Below are 17,087 nucleotides of genomic sequence, written 5' to 3' on the forward strand. Positions count from 1 at the left end.
ATGTCAGACCGCTATCGCGAGCAAGCTCGCTCCCACAGGTCTGGATGGTTTGAATCAGTGTTTCTGCTTGTCGTCGCCGGAAGACAAATCATGCAAATGACGACGGGACAACGCGAGAAAACGCGGGGTTGGGCCGATGTCTTCGTACAGCGGATCGCCTTCTTCGTCGGTGGCCACGACGGTCGAACCTTTCACGTACGGGAAGCTTTTTTCAAGTTCTTCGAGCGCAGCGCCGATCAACTCGCCGAGCAGTTCTTCGGGGTGCCGTTTGGGGTACATCTCGATGATCGCCGCGAGTCGTGCGGCGGCCTCCACATCCAGATGAATCGCGTAGCCGGTGTCGGTCAGGCGACCCTTGGCGTTTTCTTCCCAATGATGGGCAAGCTCGCGGATTTTCATAAAAACCTCATGGCGCGCCTGCTCGTGGCAGGCAGGGTAAGTGTCCGGTCATGGCCGGCGAAAGCCGTTGTACGGCTTACTCTTCAGACTAGCTCGCGGGCCCAAGGTTTAAAGTCCCTTCGTCGTGTGCTTGTAAGAAGTGCTTTACGGCGGCACTCTTTAACGCACGAAGCACACCGGATTTTTCGCTGGAGAACGGCTGATGACCGATATTGATGCACGCTTGCGCGAGGACGTTCACCTGTTGGGTGAGCTGTTGGGCAACACCATTCGTGAGCAGTACGGAGACGATTTTCTCGACAAGATCGAGCAGATCCGCAAGGGCGCCAAGGCCGACCGTCGCGGTTCGATGGACGCCGAACTGAGCGCCAGCCTCAATCAGTTGAGCGAAGACGAGTTGCTGCCGGTGGCGCGGGCGTTCAACCAGTTTCTCAACCTCGCCAACATCGCCGAGCAATATCAACTGATCCATCGCCGCGAAGCATCGCAGCCCGCGCCGTTCGAAGCGCGTGTGTTGCCGGAGTTGCTCGCGCGCCTGCGCGCCGAAGGCCATGGCGCCGAATCCCTGGCCCGGCAATTGGGACGGCTGGAAATCGAACTGGTCCTGACCGCGCACCCGACCGAAGTCGCGCGTCGCACGCTGATCCAGAAATACGACGCCATCGCTGCGCAACTCGCGGCACAAGATCATCGCGACCTGACCAGCGCCGAGCGCGAGCAGATCCACGCAAAGTTGCAGCGCCTGATCGCCGAAGCCTGGCACACCGAAGAAATCCGTCGCACCCGCCCGACGCCCGTGGACGAGGCCAAATGGGGTTTCGCGGTGATCGAGCATTCGCTGTGGCAAGCGATCCCGAACTATTTGCGCAAGGCCGATAAAGCCCTGCATGACGCCACCGGCCTGCATTTGCCGCTGGAGGCTGCGCCGATTCGCTTTGCGTCTTGGATGGGCGGCGACCGCGACGGCAACCCCAACGTGACCGCTGCCGTGACCCGTGAGGTGTTGCTGCTGGCGCGCTGGATGGCTGCTGATTTGTACCTGCGCGATGTCGATCACCTTGCGGCCGAATTGTCGATGCAACAGGCCAGTGACGCCCTGAAAGCCAAAGCTGGGGACAGCGCCGAACCGTATCGCGCCGTCCTTAAACAACTGCGCGAACGCCTGCGCGCCACTCGAAACTGGGCCCACACGTCTTTGACGACCGCCACGCCGGCCCCCGCCGATGTGCTGCAAAACAACCGCGATTTGCTTGATCCGCTGGAGCTTTGCTACCAGTCGCTGCACGAGTGCGGCATGGGCGTGATCGCCGATGGACCGTTGCTTGATTGCCTGCGTCGTGCGGTGACATTTGGTTTGTTCCTGGTGCGTCTCGATGTGCGTCAGGATTCGTCCCGTCACACGGCGGCGATGACTGAAATCACCGATTACCTCGGCCTCGGTCGCTACGAAGACTGGAGTGAAGAGGAGCGCATCGCCTTCCTGATGCGCGAGCTGAACAACCGTCGTCCGTTGCTGCCGGCGTACTTCAAGCCCTCCGCCGACACCGCTGAAGTGCTCGCCACGTGCCAGGAAATCGCTGCGGCACCGGGTGCTTCGCTCGGTTCGTACGTTATTTCCATGGCCGGCGCCGCCTCCGATGTGTTGGCTGTGCAACTGTTGCTCAAAGAGTCTGGCGTGTTGCGGCCGATGCGCGTGGTGCCGCTGTTCGAAACCCTCGCTGACCTGGATAACGCCGGCCCGGTGATTGAAAAGCTGTTGCTGCTGCCGGGTTATCGCGCGCGCCTGCAAGGCCCGCAGGAAGTGATGATCGGCTATTCCGACTCGGCCAAGGACGCTGGCACCACGGCGGCGGCCTGGGCGCAATATCGGGCGCAGGAACGGCTGGTCGACATCTGCCGTGAGCAGCAAGTGGAACTGCTGCTGTTCCACGGTCGCGGTGGCACCGTGGGCCGTGGCGGCGGCCCGGCGCACGCGGCGATCCTGTCGCAGCCGCCGGGTTCGGTGGCGGGGCGTTTCCGCACCACCGAACAAGGGGAAATGATTCGTTTCAAATTCGGCCTGCCGGACATCGCCGAACAGAACCTCAATCTGTACCTGGCGGCAGTGCTGGAAGCGACTTTGCTGCCACCGCCACCGCCGGAACCCGCCTGGCGCCATTTGATGGACGAATTGGCCGCAGACGGTGTCAGCGCTTACCGCGCCGTGGTGCGGGAAAATCCGCAATTCGTCGAGTATTTCCGCCAGTCCACGCCGGAACAGGAATTGGGGCGCCTGCCGCTGGGCAGCCGCCCGGCCAAGCGCCGTGCCGGCGGGATCGAAAGCCTGCGGGCGATTCCGTGGATCTTCGGTTGGACCCAGACACGCTTGATGCTGCCAGCCTGGCTCGGCTGGGAAGCCGCGCTGAGCAAGGCGCTGGAGCGTGGCGAAGGCGAGTTGTTGGGGCAGATGCGCGAGCAGTGGCCGTTCTTCCGTACGCGCATCGATATGCTGGAAATGGTCCTGGCCAAAGCCGACGCCGATATCGCCCGCTCCTATGATGAGCGGCTGGTCGAGCCGGATCTGCTGCCTTTGGGGGCGCATTTACGCGACCTATTGTCGCAGGCGTGTGCAGTGGTGCTTGGTCTGACCGGTCAGTCGCAGCTACTGGCACATAGCCCAGACACCCTCGAATTCATCCGCCTGCGCAACACTTACCTCGACCCGCTTCATCTATTGCAGGCCGAGTTGCTGGCTCGTTCGCGACAACAGGAGGTGGCACAGGGTAGCCCGGTGGAACAGGCGCTGCTGGTGTCTGTGGCGGGTATTGCCGCCGGTTTGCGAAATACCGGCTGAGGTTTTCGTCGTGGGTTCGGGCGCTCGATACGGGCGTCGAGTGTCGGTCCGCGCAGGGCTGGAAAGTGCTGCCAGGCGACAGTTATTGATGGGGTTGCGACTTGGGGTACCCCGTCGCAGGGTCACACAAGGCGGGGGTTTCTCCGACTTTCGGCGGCTTGTGTGGTCCGGGCCTGCTGTGTATCTTGATCAGCCTTTGGCCGTTTGGGCGGTCACGACCCTGTTTTTGAGATTGGCCCCACGAGGCGAATCCGTTGTTATCTATATAAAAAATTGAGGAGCACATCGATGCGCGTCATTCTGCTGGGAGCTCCCGGGGCCGGTAAAGGTACTCAGGCTAAGTTCATCACCGAAAAGTTCGGCATCCCGCAAATCTCCACCGGCGACATGCTGCGTGCTGCAGTCAAGGCCGGCACCGAGCTGGGCCTGATCGCCAAGAGCGTCATGGACAGCGGTGGCCTGGTTTCCGATGACCTGATCATCAATCTGGTCAAGGAACGCATCAGCCAGGCGGATTGCGCCAACGGTTTCCTGTTCGACGGTTTCCCGCGCACCATTCCTCAGGCTGAAGCCCTGGTGAAGGCCGGCGTCGAACTGGACCACGTGGTCGAAATCGCCGTCGATGACGAAGAAATCGTTCAGCGTATCGCCGGTCGTCGCGTTCACGAAGCCAGCGGCCGCGTGTACCACACCGTCTACAACCCGCCAAAAATTGCTGGTAAAGACGACATCACCGGTGAAGATCTGGTGCAGCGCAAGGACGACACTGAAGAAACCGTGCGTCATCGCCTGTCGGTCTACCACTCGCAGACCAAGCCGCTGGTCGAGTTCTACCAGAAGCTGTCGGCCGCCACTGACGGCAAACCGAAGTACAGCCACATCGCTGGCGTCGGTTCGGTTGAAGCGATCACCGGCAAGGTGCTTGAAGCGCTGAGCTGAAAAGTCTGAACCGCTTCATCTTCTACGGCCCGCTTGCGGGCCGTAGTTGTTTATACTGGCGCACTTTTTCTGACCTCTCTTACGGAAACATCGATGAGCACCTTGCTGGCCCTGGACACCGCGACTGAAGCTTGCTCCGTTGCCTTGCTGCATGACGGCAAAGTGACGAGCCATTACGAGGTGATCCCGCGCCTGCATGCGCAGAAGTTATTGCCGATGATCCAGCAATTGCTCGCCGATGCCGGGACCACCTTGCAAGCGGTCGATGCCATTGCTTTTGGCCGTGGGCCGGGCGCATTCACCGGCGTGCGGATCGCCATCGGCGTGGTACAGGGCCTGGCGTTTGCTCTGGATCGCCCGGTACTGCCGGTGTCGAACCTGGCGGTGCTGGCACAACGGGCGTATCGCGAACACGGTGTGAGCCAGGTCGCGGCCGCCATCGATGCGCGCATGGATGAGGTTTATTGGGGCTGCTACCGCGAAACGGCGGGTGAGATGCGCCTGGTCGGCAATGAAGCGGTGTTGCCGCCGGAAGTGGCGGCGTTGCCGGCGGATGCCAGCGGTGACTGGTTTGGCGCCGGCACCGGTTGGGGCTATGCCGAACGTATCGCCGTCACCCTGAGCGGTCAGGACGCAGGCATGCTGCCTCACGCCGAAGACCTGCTGACCCTGGCGCGATTTGCCTGGGCGCGCGGCGAGGCGATTGTGGCGGATGAGGCGCAGCCGGTTTATCTGCGTGACAAGGTTGCGACGCCGAAAGCGCGTTGAATTAGCCAGTACCGAGTTAGCCCCATCATGCTGGCAAGCCAGCTCCCGCAGGATTCGCGTCGGGCACAAAATGTGTTTGCGACGCAAACCTGTGGGAACTGGCTTGCCAGCGATGGCGATCCAACAGATGTCACCAATCGTCGTTTTATCCCCCCGCTTTTAAACCTTTTCGCTTTTCTGTGTTCTAGTTATCACTCGGCGGTTTGCGAAGTGGGTTATGTGCCACTAGACTGCCATCATCGATACCGAGCATGACTTTATGCGTATAGACGGCCTTTCCTCTCAGTCCTACCCCATCAAGCGCAAGCCTCGCAAAGGGCATGTGGTTGAGGACGAATCCGTCGATATCGAGGGCGAGCTGGAGTTCCCTTCCGAGGAGCAACTGGCGGCCCGCGCTGCCAAAGCCTCCGCGCAGCGCCTGAGCAATCTCCCCGCGCGTCAACAAGACATGATTTACCACCGCGCCATGAGCAAAAGCGTCGCGATGGCTCTGGCCAGCTACCTCAGCACCGCCGGTTTTGTCGATTGGGATTCGGACGTGCTGGGCCTCGACCTGTACATCTGATGCTGCAGCCTTACTACCTTGGCTGCCCGTCCTGGAGTGAAAACGCCTGGCGCGATTACCTCTATCCGCAAGACGCGAAACCCTCCGAATTTCTCACTCTCTATTCTCAAGTATTCAACGCCGTTGAAGGCAACACGACCTTCTACGCAAGCCCGGCTGCCAGCACCGTGCAGCGATGGGCCGAGACCATGCCCGAACACTTTCGCTTCACCGCCAAATTCCCCGGTGACATCAGCCACGGTGGTGACCTGCGCGAACAATTGACCGCCACCGAAACCTTTTTGCAATTGCTCAGCCCGCTAGGTGAGCGGGTGTCGCCGTTGTGGTTGCAGTTGTCGAAAAGCTTCACCCCGCAACGATTGCACGAGCTGGCGGGTTTTATCGACGCGGTGGACCGGCCTCTGGCCATCGAAGTGCGGCATGACGCGTTCTTCGCCAAGGGCGATGCCGAGCGTTCGCTCAATCGCCTGTTGCTGGACCGGGGTGTCGAGCGTATCTGCCTTGATCCACGCGCACTGTTCAGTTGCACCTCGACCGATCCTTCGGTACTCCACGCCCAATCGAAGAAACCCAGGGTGCCGCCCCGTCCGGCGGCTTTCACTCAGTTCCCGCAAGTGCGCTTCATCGGCCATCCGCTACTGGAGGCCAACGACCCGTTCCTGGTGCCCTGGGTCGAGAAAATCGCCCAGTGGATCGAAGAGGGGCGCACGCCGTATATCTTCCTGCACACCGCCGACAACTTGCTGGCGGCGAAACTGGCGCAACGTTTTCACGCAAAACTGATGCTGCGTTTGCCTGGCTTGCCGCCGCTGCCTGAGCTATACAGAGAGCCCGCCGCCGAGCAACTTGGCCTGCTCTGAGGCGGATTCCCTGCCTTTTTCAGGAGCCTGCCAATGGATGCGCAAACCCTTCGAGCCCAGGCGTTCAAAGCACTGCATGAACGCGCCGGCGCTTTTGTCATTCCTAACCCGTGGGACGCCGGCTCGGCGAAAATGCTCGCCAGCTTGGGCTTCGAGGCACTGGCGACCACGAGCGCCGGTTATGCCTTTTCCCAAGGCCGACCCGATGGCGGACTGACACTGGACGATACCCTGGCGAACGTTCGAGCGATCGTCGCGGCGACGGACCTGCCGGTTGCGGTCGATCTGGAAAACGGTTTTGCCGACGACCCCGCCGAATGCGCCCAAAGCATTCTGCGAGCCGCCGCAGCGGGCGCGGTCGGCGGTTCGATCGAAGATGCCACGGGACGCGCAGGCGCTCCGATCTACTGCTTCGAGCATGCGGTGGCGCGGATCGAAGCCGCCGTCGCCGCGGCACGCAGCTTGCCATTCCCCTTCACGCTGACGGCCCGCGCCGAGAACTTCCTGCACGGCAATCCTGATCTGGACGATACGATTCGCCGTTTGCAAGCGTTCGCCGAGGCCGGTGCCGACGTGCTGTATGCGCCGGGTTTGCGCAGTGCCGAAGACGTGTTGGCCGTGGTACGCGCCGTGGCGCCGAAACCGGTCAATGTGTTGATGTCCGGTGGGTTGAGACTGACGGTCGAACAGTTGAGCGAAATGGGCGTCAAGCGCATCAGTGTCGGTTCGGCGCTCGCGCTGGCGGCGCTTGGCGAATTTTATCGGGCGGCGCAAGAGATCAAGACTTCGGGTACGTTCAGCTTTACCTCGCGCTCGATGCCGTATGCGCAGGCCAATCAATTGTTCAAAGGCTGACGATGCGGTTTTTGCGGGTGCTGCTGGTGTTGGGGCTGATGGTGGGTGCGGCAGGGGTGAGCATCTGGCGCGGCTGGATCGCGCTGCCGCCGCAGTGGAACCCGTGGGCGCCGCTGGACGTGAAGGCCGAACCGAACCTGCTGACCCGCTACAAACTGATGCGGCTGCGTGACAACCCGCAATTGTGCGAGCAAGCCCTGAGCAGTTCAGGATTACGCGTGGCTCATCAGGCCGACAGTCCCGACGCAAAGTGCCCGTTGTCCGACACCTTGCGCGTGCAGGGCGGCGACGTCGCGCTGAGCAGCAGTTTCCTCGCCAGTTGCCGCCTGGCGGTGTCGTTTGCCCTGTTCGAGCATCACGCGTTGCAACCTGCGGCGCAGGCGGTCTATGGGCAAGCAGTCACTCGCGTCGACCATCTCGGCAGTTTTGCCTGTCGCAACGTCTACGGCCGCGAGAACGGCAGGCTAAGCCAGCATGCCAGCGCCAATGCGCTGGATATCGCCGGTTTTCGCCTGGCGGATGGGCGCGCCATCAGCGTGCTCAAGGATTGGCCGAAGGACAATCAGGACGCACGTTTTTTACGTCAGGTCCGCGACGGCGCCTGCGACGTGTTCAGTGTGGTGTTGAGCCCGGACTACAACAGCGCCCACCGCAATCATTTTCACGTGGATGTCGGACCGTGGTGGGTGTGTCGCTGAGGGTCAGGCGGCGATGCGCAGGTTCTGCAGCACGATCGGGCGTGCCCAGCCGATATCGAAATCGAAGTTTTTCTGTTGTTCCGCCAGCTCTTCGGGCGGGAACGGCGGGAATGGCTTGTCCAACAGATCGAGTTCGAATTCAGCGATCGGCAAGTGCAGCGCACGCGGTTGCGGTGCGGCACCTGGGACTGGCAGCGGTTGGCCGTTGGTCAGAACGATCGGGCGAACCCAGCCGCTTTCGAAATCCTGCTGTTTCTGTTGCGCAACGATTTCTTCTGCCGGGAACGGCGGGAATGGTTTGTCGGCCAGGTCCATTTCGAACTCGGCAATCGGCAGGAACAGCGGCTCGGGTGGCTTGACCTGGGTTTCCGTCACATCGCATTCGCGTTGGGAAACGATGTGCGCCAGCAGTTCGCTGCCAACCGTGGGTTCTTCCGGGCTCTCGAGATCGACCGGGGGAAAGTTGAGAGACGCCGGCACGACATCGCCCGACTGATCGGCCAGGGCCTGGGCAAAAAAATCCTGCCACAGGTGACTGACGCCGCTCAGTGCTTGGGAGTTTCGCAGGCCAAAATCGCCGTGGGGCGAGATGTAACCTATCGATGTGCGTTGAATGTCTGACATTTCTCTCGGTCGACGCTCAGCTCTGGCAAAATGCTCGTTAGTTTTGTTATCGGCCGTTTTTGCCGATCATTAATTTTTTGAGCGTGTTTTCCCATGATTGAGCAACCGGCGGCTTGCCGCATCCGTGTCGAGGCCCTGGGCGCGGCGTTTCAGCCACAGGCCGAGCAATGGGCCGAGCGCCTGGGCCTGCCTTTGCAGGTCGATGACGGCGAATTTGCCTTGCAGGTGGGTGAACAGGGTTTGCAACTGCAACAGCTCGGCCCGGACGCACCGGGACCGGTGCGGGTGGACTTCGTCGAGGGCGGCGCCGCCCATCGGCGCTTGTTCGGTGGTGGCACCGGTCAGATGATCGCCAAGGCGGTTGGCATTGCCCAGGGTGTGCGTCCGCGGGTGCTGGATGCCACGGCCGGGTTGGGCAAGGATGCGTTTGTGCTGGCGAGCCTGGGCTGCGAGATGAGCCTGATCGAACGTCAGCCGCTGATTGGTGCGTTGCTTGAGGATGGGCTGGCGCGTGGCGCGGAAGATTTCGATGTGGCGTCGATTGTGGCGCGCATGCGATTGCTCAAGGGCAATTCGATCGAGGTGATGCGCAACTGGGAAGGCGAGCCGCCGCAGGTGATCTACCTCGACCCGATGTTTCCCCATCGTGAGAAAACGGCGTTGGTGAAGAAGGAAATGCGCCTGTTCCGGCCGTTGGTGGGGGATGACCCGGATGCGCCCGCGTTGTTGGAGGCGGCGTTGGCATTGGCCAGTCACAGGGTGGTGGTGAAGCGCCCGCGCAAGGCGCCGTGCATTGCCGGGCCGAAGCCGAGTCATGCGCTGGACGGGAAATCCAGTCGGTATGACATTTATCCGAAGAAGGCGCTCAAGCCTTAAGTCCGAGGCGCTTTCATCGCGAGCAAGCTCGCTCCCACAGGGTTTGCGTGATCGCAGATGTTGAACACGACACATATCCTGTAGGAGCGAGGCTTGCCCGCGAAGGCGTCCGTCAGAACGCAATTGATTGATCAGACTGTCTCTGGCCGATAAGCCCGCATAAACAACCCCACCACTTCCCGCACATGTTCCTCGGCCGCATCACCGGTCAACGGCTCGCCACAGCCATACAACAAGCGAAAATTCCCCGCGCCCTTGAGCAGGCAAAAGAAATGCTCCGCCGCATTGCGGGGCTTGTCGATGCTCAACGCACCGCTCTGATCCACCTTGCTCAGCAACCGCTCCATGCCATGCAGCATGCGCTCCGGCCCGGCCTCGAAGAAAATTTGCGAGAGCTTCGGGTCCTGGCTGCCCAGCGTCATCATCAACCGGTGCAGGTTCACCGATTCATCACTGTTGATCAGGTGATGAAAACCGCGCGCGATGTTCAACAGCACCGTTTCCACTGAAATGCCGTCAGGCAACTCGAAAAACAGCGTAGGCAGTTGTTCTTCGCACTTGGCCATAACCGCGGCGGAGAACAGCGTCTCCTTGTCGTTGAAATGGCTGTAGACGGTCAGCTTCGACACCCCAGCCTCGGCCGCGACGGCGTCCATGCTGGTGCTCGCATAACCATTGCTCAGAAACAGGATTTTCGCCGCATTGAGGATGGCCTGGCGCTTGGCCAGATCCTTGGGGCGGCCCGGACCATTGGGTGCTGAAAGATTGTTCGGCATATTCGTTTTTAATACTGGACTGGTGAGTTTGCTATTAATAACATACTGCTCAGTATAATTATTCCAAGCACCATTAGCGAAAGGTCCTTCACCATGTTCCGCTATGCCTTGCCCCTCGCATTGCCAGTCAGTCTGGCGTTTTTATTGTCTGCGTGTGGTCACGAAGAGGCGCCGCAAGTCACTGTTCGGCCGGCCATGGTCGTGCAGCCAGAGCCCTCGGCCCAGGCGATGGAAAGCTTTCCCGGTGAAGTCCGTGCCCGCTATGAGCCGGACCTGGCGTTTCGCATCGGTGGCAAAGTCAGCCGACGACTGGTCGAAGAAGGGCAGCGGGTCAAGGCCGACCAGCCTTTGGCGGAACTCGATCCCCAGGACGTGCGCCTGCAACTGGAAGCTACCCGCGCACAGGTCGCGGCTGCCGAAGCCAATCTCAATCTCGTACGCGCCGAGCGTGATCGCTACAAGACACTGATGGACCGTCAGATGGTCAGCCGTTCCCAGTACGACAATTCTGAAAACCTCTACAGATCCGGTGAAGCGCGCCTGAAGCAGATCAAGGCCGAGTTCAACGTCTCTACCAACCAGGCCAGCTACGCCGTATTGCGCGCGCCTCAGGACGGTGTTGTGGCCAAGCGCGCGGTGGAAGTCGGGCAAGTCGTCGCTGCCGGTCAGACCGTGTTTACCCTCGCCACCGATGGCGAGCGCGAAGTGTTGATCAGCCTGCCGGAGCAGAGCTTCGGTCGATTCAAGGTCGGGCAGCCAGTGTCGGTGGAACTCTGGACCCAGCCCGATCAACGGTTCGCCGGACGCATCCGCGAGCTGTCGCCCGCCGCCGATCCAAAGTCCCGCACCTTCGCCGCCCGCATTGCGTTCACCGCCGGCAAAGTCCCGGCCGAACTCGGCCAGAGCGCCCGGGTATTTATTCAGACTGCCGATGTGGTCTCGCTGTCGGTGCCACTGTCGGCGCTCACCGCGGAAAACGGTGCCACCTACGTGTGGGTCCTTGGCGCCAACAACACCCTGAAAAAAGCCCCGGTCCGGGTCGGTGCATTCGGCGAGAAAACCGTGCCGGTGCTCGAAGGCCTGAACGCCAGCGACTGGGTGGTGGCCGCCGGTGTCCATGTGCTTCATGACGGGCAGCAAGTGCGCCCGGTGGATCGCTCCAACCGCGTGGTCAATCTGGCGGACAAGGAGTAATCCCCGATGGGTTTCAATCTTTCCGAATGGGCGCTGCGTAATCGCCAGATCGTACTGTTCCTGATGCTGTTGCTGGCGATCGTCGGCGCACTTTCCTACACCAAGCTCGGCCAGAGCGAAGACCCGCCGTTCACCTTCAAGGCGATGGTGATCCGCACCAACTGGCCGGGGGCCACCGCCGAGGAAGTGTCCCGCCAGGTCAGCGAACGCATTGAAAAGAAGCTGATGGAAACCGGCGAGTACGAGCGCATCGTGTCGTTCTCTCGCCCCGGCGAATCCCAGGTGACGTTTGTCGCTCGCGACTCCATGCACTCGGTGCAAATCCCGGACCTCTGGTATCAGGTCCGCAAGAAGATCAGCGACATTCGTCATACCTTGCCGCCGGGTATTCAGGGGCCTTTTTTCAACGATGAATTCGGCACTACGTTCGGCAATATCTATGCGCTGACCGGCGACGGTTTTGATTACGCGGTGCTCAAGGACTACGCCGACCGCATCCAGATTCAGCTGCAACGGGTCAAGGATGTGGGCAAGGTCGACCTGCTCGGATTGCAGGACGAGAAAATCTGGATCGAACTCTCCAACGTCAAACTCGCCACCCTCGGTTTGCCGTTGGCAGCGGTGCAGCAGGCGCTTGAAGAGCAGAACGCGATGTCCACGGCTGGCTTCTTTGAAACCACCAGCGAGCGATTGCAACTACGGGTTTCGGGGAATTTTCAGACGGTCGAAGAGATCAAGAACTTCCCCATCCGCGTCGGTGATCGCACGTTCCGTATCTCCGATGTCGCGGACGTGCACCGTGGTTTTAACGATCCACCGGCGCCACGCATGCGCTTCATGGCCGAAGACGCCATCGGTCTGGCCGTGGCGATGAAGGACGGCGGCGATATTCTGGTGCTGGGCAAGGCGCTGGAGATCGAGTTCGCCAGAATCCAGAAAAACCTTCCGGCCGGCATGCAACTGCGCAAGGTTTCCGATCAGCCCGCTGCGGTGAAAACCGGTGTCGGTGAGTTTGTACAGGTGCTGGTGGAAGCCCTGGCCATCGTTCTGTTGGTGAGCTTCTTCTCCCTCGGCGTGCGCACCGGCATGGTGGTGGCGCTGGCGATTCCGCTGGTGTTGGCGATGACCTTCGCCTGCATGTATTACCTCGGCATCGGCCTGCACAAGATTTCCCTCGGTGCGCTGGTGCTGGCGTTGGGCTTGCTGGTGGACGACGCGATCATCGCCGTGGAAATGATGGCGATCAAAATGGAGCAGGGCTTCGACCGGATCAAAGCCGCGAGTTACGCCTGGACCAGCACCGCGTTCCCGATGCTTACCGGCACGCTGATCACCGCTGCAGGCTTTCTGCCGATTGCCACTGCGCAATCGGGTACTGGCGAGTACACCCGCTCGATCTTCCAGGTCGTGACCATCGCGCTGCTGGCGTCGTGGATTGCCGCCGTGGTTTTCGTGCCCTATCTGGGGGAAAAACTCCTACCGGATCTGGCGAAGATTCATGCCGCCAAACACGGCGCCGGTCAACCGGATCCGTACGCCACGCCGTTCTATGAGCGTGTCAGACGTCTGGTGGAATGGTGCGTGCGCTGGCGCAAGACGGTCATTGCGCTGACGGTGGTGTTGTTCATTGCCTCCATCGTGTTGTTCCGTTTTGTGCCGCAACAATTCTTCCCGGCCTCCGGGCGACTGGAGTTGATGGTCGATCTGAAACTCGCCGAAGGTGCTTCGTTGAGCAACACCGCCGACGAGGTTAAACGTCTTGAAGGTTTACTGAAGGATCACGCGGGCATCGATAATTACGTGGCCTACGTCGGCACCGGTTCGCCGCGCTTTTACCTGCCGCTGGATCAGCAACTGCCTGCGGCGAGCTTCGCCCAGTTTGTCGTCCTGGCCAAGACCATCGAGGATCGCGAAACCCTGCGCACCTGGCTGATCGAAACCCTCAACGAGCAATTCCCGGCCCTGCGCTCGCGGGTGACGCGTCTAGAAAACGGCCCGCCGGTCGGCTATCCGGTGCAGTTCCGCGTTACCGGTGAACACATCGAGGACGTCCGCGCCCTGGCCCGCAAAGTGGCGGCGAAGGTTCGCGAGAATCCCCATGTGGCCAACGTCCATCTGGATTGGGAAGAGCCGAGCAAAGTGGTTTATCTGAACGTCGATCAGGACCGTGCCCGAGCGCTGGGCGTAAGCACGGCGAACCTGTCGAAGTTTCTGCAAAGTTCACTGACCGGTTCCAGCGTCAGCCAATACCGCGAAGACAACGAGTTGATCGAAATCCTTCTGCGCGGCACGTTGCATGAACGCACTGAACTGTCGCTGCTGCCAAGCCTGGCGGTGCCGACCGATAACGGTCGTAGCGTGGCGCTGTCGCAAATCGCGACGCTGGAATACAGCTTTGAAGAAGGCATCATCTGGCACCGCAACCGCTTGCCGAACGTGACCGTTCGCGCCGATATCTACGGCAAGGAACAACCGGCGACGTTGGTGCAGCAGATCATGCCCACGCTTGATCCGATCCGCGCCGAACTGCCTGACGGCTACTTGCTGGAAGTCGGCGGCACCGTGGAGGATTCGGCCCGTGGGCAGAACTCGGTGAAGGCTGGTGTGCCGCTGTTCATCGTGGTGGTGCTGACATTGTTGATGCTGCAACTGCGAAGCTTCTCACGCACCGTGATGGTGTTTCTCACAGCACCCTTGGGTTTGATCGGCGTAACCCTGTTCCTGATGGTGTTCCGCCAGCCGTTTGGTTTTGTGGCCATGCTCGGGACCATCGCGTTGTCCGGGATGATCATGCGTAACTCGGTGATTCTGGTGGACCAGATCGAGCAGGACATCGCCGCCGGGCTCAAACCCTGGCAGGCGATCATCGAGGCCACGGTGCGGCGTTTCCGACCGATCGTGTTGACCGCACTCGCTGCGGTGCTGGCGATGATCCCGCTGTCACGCAGCGTGTTCTTCGGGCCGATGGCGGTGGCGATCATGGGCGGATTGATTGTGGCGACGGCGTTGACGTTGCTGTTTTTGCCAGCGCTGTATGCGGCGTGGTTCCGCATCAAGAAAGAACCCGCCTGACCACTCCTACATCTATTTCAGAAACCTCTGATATTGAGTCAGAGGGACCTGAATGCTGTACTCAAGCCTCGGTTTCATGAGGTTTTGAGACAGCAATAATGAAAAAACCACCGATGCTGAAGGGGCGGACCGATCCGGTTTTCGACCTGTTGGGCAAGTCACCCCACAAAGAGCGGCTTTCGGACTACCTCGCCCTGCTCAAACCGCTGGATGATCAAGGGCGCTATCGACCTTTCGGCGAGTTGCGTTACCGCTGGGCGCTGGGGCTGGATTCGAGCCTGTGCTGGGCGCTGGTCAAGAAAGCCCGGATTGCTCAGTACTCAAGCCTTCTGCCACTGGGCGAACCGCTTCAGTGGGGCAACTTCGTGCTCACGCCGCTGGCGCAAAAAGCGATCTCCGCCGTCGATCGACAAGCGACTACGGCCGCGCTGGAATTCATGACCAGTCAGATTGGCGAGCATGCGCACTTCAGCTATCTGCTCAACGATCTGATCGAAGACGAGGCGATCAGCAGCAGTCAGCTCGAAGGTGCGGCGACCACAACGCAGGTGGCCAAGGACATGCTCAAGCGCAAACGCCTGCCACGCACACCGGACGAGCGAATGGTGATCGGCAATTTCAAGATGATGAACTTCGCCTGGGAAAAGCGTTGTGAACCGCTGAGTGTCGAGCTGATTTCATCCATGCACCGGGTTGGCGTCGAGGGCATCGATGATGCTCAGTACTCGCCGGGGCAGTTCAGGGACAACGATGACGTGGTGGTGCAGGACGGCGAAGGCAACACCGTTCATACGCCTCCTCCTGCCGCCGGGGTGCTGTCACGATTGCAATTGCTGTCGAAGTGGATCAACCAGCCGCACAACGATCCCGAGCATGCGGAGTACCTTCACCCACTGATCAAAGGCATCGCGCTGCATTTTGCCTTGGGCTATGAGCATCCTTTCCGTGATGGTAATGGCCGGGTCGCACGGGCGCTGTTTTACTGGTTCATGTTCAAGAATGACTTCTCGGCCTTTCGCTACATTGCGATCAGCATTTTGCTGCGTAACGCGCCGGTGAAATACGGGCGGTCTTATCTGAACACTGAAACCGATGACCTCGATCTGACGTATTTCATCGACTTTCAGTGTGCGGTCATCCTGCGGGCTGTCAGGGGTTTTACCGAGGCTTATCGGAAAAGTCTGGCGTATGCCGACAGCTTTGACCGCTGGTTGTTGGAGTCCGGTTTTTTTGAGCAATTGACCGAGAAGCAGCGTGCCGTATTTCAAGTGGCCAAGAGTGGGATGGCCAAGGAATTTACGGCGGTCAATGTAAAGGAAAATCTGGATTGCTCTTACAACACGGCATCGGCCACCCTGAACGGGTTGGTCGAGATGAACGTGTTCGAGAAGAGGAAGATGGGGCGCGAATGGGTGTTCTTTCTACGGGCTGGATCGACGAGCTGATTCCTGTGGGAGCGAGCAGGCTCGCTCCCACAGGCTCGGTCTTGAGGCTTAAAGCGTACCAAACACCTTCTTCGCCAGACTGGTCGCCGCAGCCGCCGGATTCTTGCGAATGGTTTCTTCCTGTTTGCCGATCATCTCGAACAGACCGTTCAGTGCCTGCTCGGTGACGTAGCTTTCGATGTTGGCATTTTTTGTATCGATCACGCCCATGGTCGCGGCTTGCCCGGCGAACGAGTTGTACTGCTTGGCCAGACCTACCTGGTCGGTGGCTTGCTTGACGATTGGCAGGAACTTGGCGCGGATCTGTTCGCGGCTGGTTTTATTCAGGTATTGAGTGGCCGAATCGTTACCGCCGCTGAGAATCCCTTTGGCATCCTCCACGCTCATTTTCTTCACTGCATCCACAAGGATCGGCTGGGCCTGGGTCACGGCGGTTTCAGCCGCTTTGTTCATGCTGGCTTCCAGTTGATCCACCTGGTCACCCATGCCGAACTGCTTCATCTTGCTGGCGACCTTGCCCAGCTTGCCCGGCAGTTCGATTTTCACGTCCGGGTTGTTGCTGAACCCGCCCGGTGTACCGAGTTGTTTCACAGCCAGTTGCGCACCTTGGGTCAGGGCATCCTTGAGGCCGCCGGTGGCGTCTTTTTGCGACAGGTCACTGAGCGACAGCGCCATGGCGCTGGCGGAAATCATCAAGCCTGCGCAGAGGCCGGCGAAGCGAAGGGTAGGGCGGAACATGGCGGCTTCCTTGTTCATAAAAAAGTGTTCAAAAAAATAGAATTAACGGGCTGCGTCTACGCGGATTTTCAGTGGCTGCGGATCGCTGCCATCCAGCTGCACGGCGTGATGTTCGGTGGTGATGAACATCAGCTTGCCATCCAACTCGATGCGCGCGCTGACTGAGTAACGATGGCCCGGTTTGACCTGAGCCGGATCGTAGCTCAGATGAAAGGGTAATGGCACCTGACCCTTGACGGGGCCTTTCTGTTCGTCGAGGACCACGGCGGGGGCATCGGCCAGAGACACGTCCTGCAAGCTGACGCTCAGGATGGCGGTCGGCGGCAGGGCGATGCGCTGGAGGTAGAAGACTTCGCCATCAAGGCTGGTTTTGGCGGCGGGTTGCATCGATTGGCAGGCGCCGAGCAAAGCGGTCATGGCCAATAGAGAGAGTTTTTTCATCGTA

General features: G+C 60.2%; 16 protein-coding genes. 11 read left to right on the forward strand and 5 right to left on the reverse strand.

The window, feature by feature from the left end; all coding sequences use genetic code 11:
* Positions 1-54 precede the first annotated feature (54 nt).
* On the reverse strand, positions 55-399 hold the full coding sequence (locus Q7W83_RS05620; RefSeq protein WP_150630843.1) for a pilin assembly protein: 345 nt from the start codon (positions 397-399) through the stop codon (positions 55-57).
* A gap of 202 nt (positions 400-601) precedes the next feature.
* Here Q7W83_RS05620 and ppc point away from each other — a divergent pair, with 202 nt between their 5' ends.
* The 7 genes from ppc (at position 602) to Q7W83_RS05655 (ending at position 7,917) form a co-directional block, all read left to right on the forward strand.
* Positions 602-3,232: a phosphoenolpyruvate carboxylase gene (ppc, locus tag Q7W83_RS05625; protein ID WP_473655770.1), complete on the forward strand. Its 2,631-nt coding sequence runs from the start codon at positions 602-604 to the stop codon at positions 3,230-3,232.
* Positions 3,233-3,520: 288 nt separating this feature from the next.
* Positions 3,521-4,171, forward strand: coding sequence for an adenylate kinase (gene adk, locus Q7W83_RS05630; protein WP_150630841.1), 651 nt, complete (start codon positions 3,521-3,523; stop codon positions 4,169-4,171).
* Between the two features lie 93 nt (positions 4,172-4,264).
* Positions 4,265-4,939, forward strand: coding sequence for a tRNA (adenosine(37)-N6)-threonylcarbamoyltransferase complex dimerization subunit type 1 TsaB (gene tsaB, locus Q7W83_RS05635; protein ID WP_150638919.1), 675 nt, complete (start codon positions 4,265-4,267; stop codon positions 4,937-4,939).
* 259 nt (positions 4,940-5,198) lie between these two features.
* Positions 5,199-5,504, forward strand: a complete 306-nt coding sequence (locus Q7W83_RS05640; protein ID WP_150630839.1) for a hypothetical protein — start codon at positions 5,199-5,201, stop codon at positions 5,502-5,504.
* Positions 5,504-6,364: a DUF72 domain-containing protein gene (locus tag Q7W83_RS05645; RefSeq protein WP_150630838.1), complete on the forward strand. Its 861-nt coding sequence runs from the start codon at positions 5,504-5,506 to the stop codon at positions 6,362-6,364. The genes Q7W83_RS05640 and Q7W83_RS05645 overlap by 1 nt, the downstream gene beginning before the upstream one ends.
* 33 nt (positions 6,365-6,397) lie before the next feature.
* The gene (locus Q7W83_RS05650; protein WP_150630837.1) at positions 6,398-7,219 is read left to right on the forward strand and encodes an isocitrate lyase/PEP mutase family protein; all 822 of its coding nucleotides are present in this window, start codon (positions 6,398-6,400) and stop codon (positions 7,217-7,219) included.
* Positions 7,220-7,221: 2 nt separating this feature from the next.
* Complete coding sequence (locus tag Q7W83_RS05655; RefSeq protein ID WP_150638918.1) at positions 7,222-7,917, forward strand: extensin-like domain-containing protein; 696 nt, start codon at positions 7,222-7,224, stop codon at positions 7,915-7,917.
* Positions 7,918-7,920: 3 nt separating this feature from the next.
* Here Q7W83_RS05655 and Q7W83_RS05660 read toward each other — a convergent pair whose 3' ends face one another.
* On the reverse strand, positions 7,921-8,541 hold the full coding sequence (locus Q7W83_RS05660; RefSeq protein ID WP_150630835.1) for an energy transducer TonB: 621 nt from the start codon (positions 8,539-8,541) through the stop codon (positions 7,921-7,923).
* 93 nt (positions 8,542-8,634) lie between these two features.
* On the opposite strand from Q7W83_RS05660, the gene Q7W83_RS05665 reads away from it, so the two are divergent.
* A complete protein-coding gene (locus tag Q7W83_RS05665; RefSeq protein WP_150630834.1) occupies positions 8,635-9,417 on the forward strand; it encodes a class I SAM-dependent methyltransferase in 783 nt (260 codons plus the stop codon).
* A gap of 131 nt (positions 9,418-9,548) precedes the next feature.
* Here Q7W83_RS05665 and Q7W83_RS05670 read toward each other — a convergent pair whose 3' ends face one another.
* Positions 9,549-10,193, reverse strand: a complete 645-nt coding sequence (locus tag Q7W83_RS05670) for a TetR/AcrR family transcriptional regulator (RefSeq protein ID WP_150630833.1) — start codon at positions 10,191-10,193, stop codon at positions 9,549-9,551.
* A gap of 93 nt (positions 10,194-10,286) precedes the next feature.
* Here Q7W83_RS05670 and Q7W83_RS05675 point away from each other — a divergent pair, with 93 nt between their 5' ends.
* From Q7W83_RS05675 to Q7W83_RS05685, 3 genes are all read left to right on the forward strand, one after another.
* On the forward strand, positions 10,287-11,387 hold the full coding sequence (locus Q7W83_RS05675; protein ID WP_150653687.1) for an efflux RND transporter periplasmic adaptor subunit: 1,101 nt from the start codon (positions 10,287-10,289) through the stop codon (positions 11,385-11,387).
* A gap of 6 nt (positions 11,388-11,393) precedes the next feature.
* A complete protein-coding gene (locus Q7W83_RS05680; RefSeq protein ID WP_473655771.1) occupies positions 11,394-14,459 on the forward strand; it encodes an efflux RND transporter permease subunit in 3,066 nt (1,021 codons plus the stop codon).
* Between the two features lie 98 nt (positions 14,460-14,557).
* The gene (locus Q7W83_RS05685) at positions 14,558-15,904 is read left to right on the forward strand and encodes a Fic family protein (RefSeq protein WP_473655772.1); all 1,347 of its coding nucleotides are present in this window, start codon (positions 14,558-14,560) and stop codon (positions 15,902-15,904) included.
* A 48-nt stretch (positions 15,905-15,952) separates the two neighbouring features.
* On the opposite strand, the gene Q7W83_RS05690 is transcribed toward Q7W83_RS05685, so the two are convergent.
* Together Q7W83_RS05690 and Q7W83_RS05695 are read right to left on the reverse strand one after the other, a co-directional pair.
* Complete coding sequence (locus Q7W83_RS05690; protein ID WP_473655773.1) at positions 15,953-16,642, reverse strand: DUF4197 domain-containing protein; 690 nt, start codon at positions 16,640-16,642, stop codon at positions 15,953-15,955.
* A gap of 42 nt (positions 16,643-16,684) precedes the next feature.
* Entirely contained in the window at positions 16,685-17,083 is a 399-nt protein-coding gene (locus Q7W83_RS05695; RefSeq protein ID WP_150630829.1) for a YbaY family lipoprotein, read from the reverse strand.
* Positions 17,084-17,087: the final 4 nt, after the last annotated feature.

The sequence above is a fragment of the Pseudomonas sp. 300 genome (genome assembly GCF_055803035.1).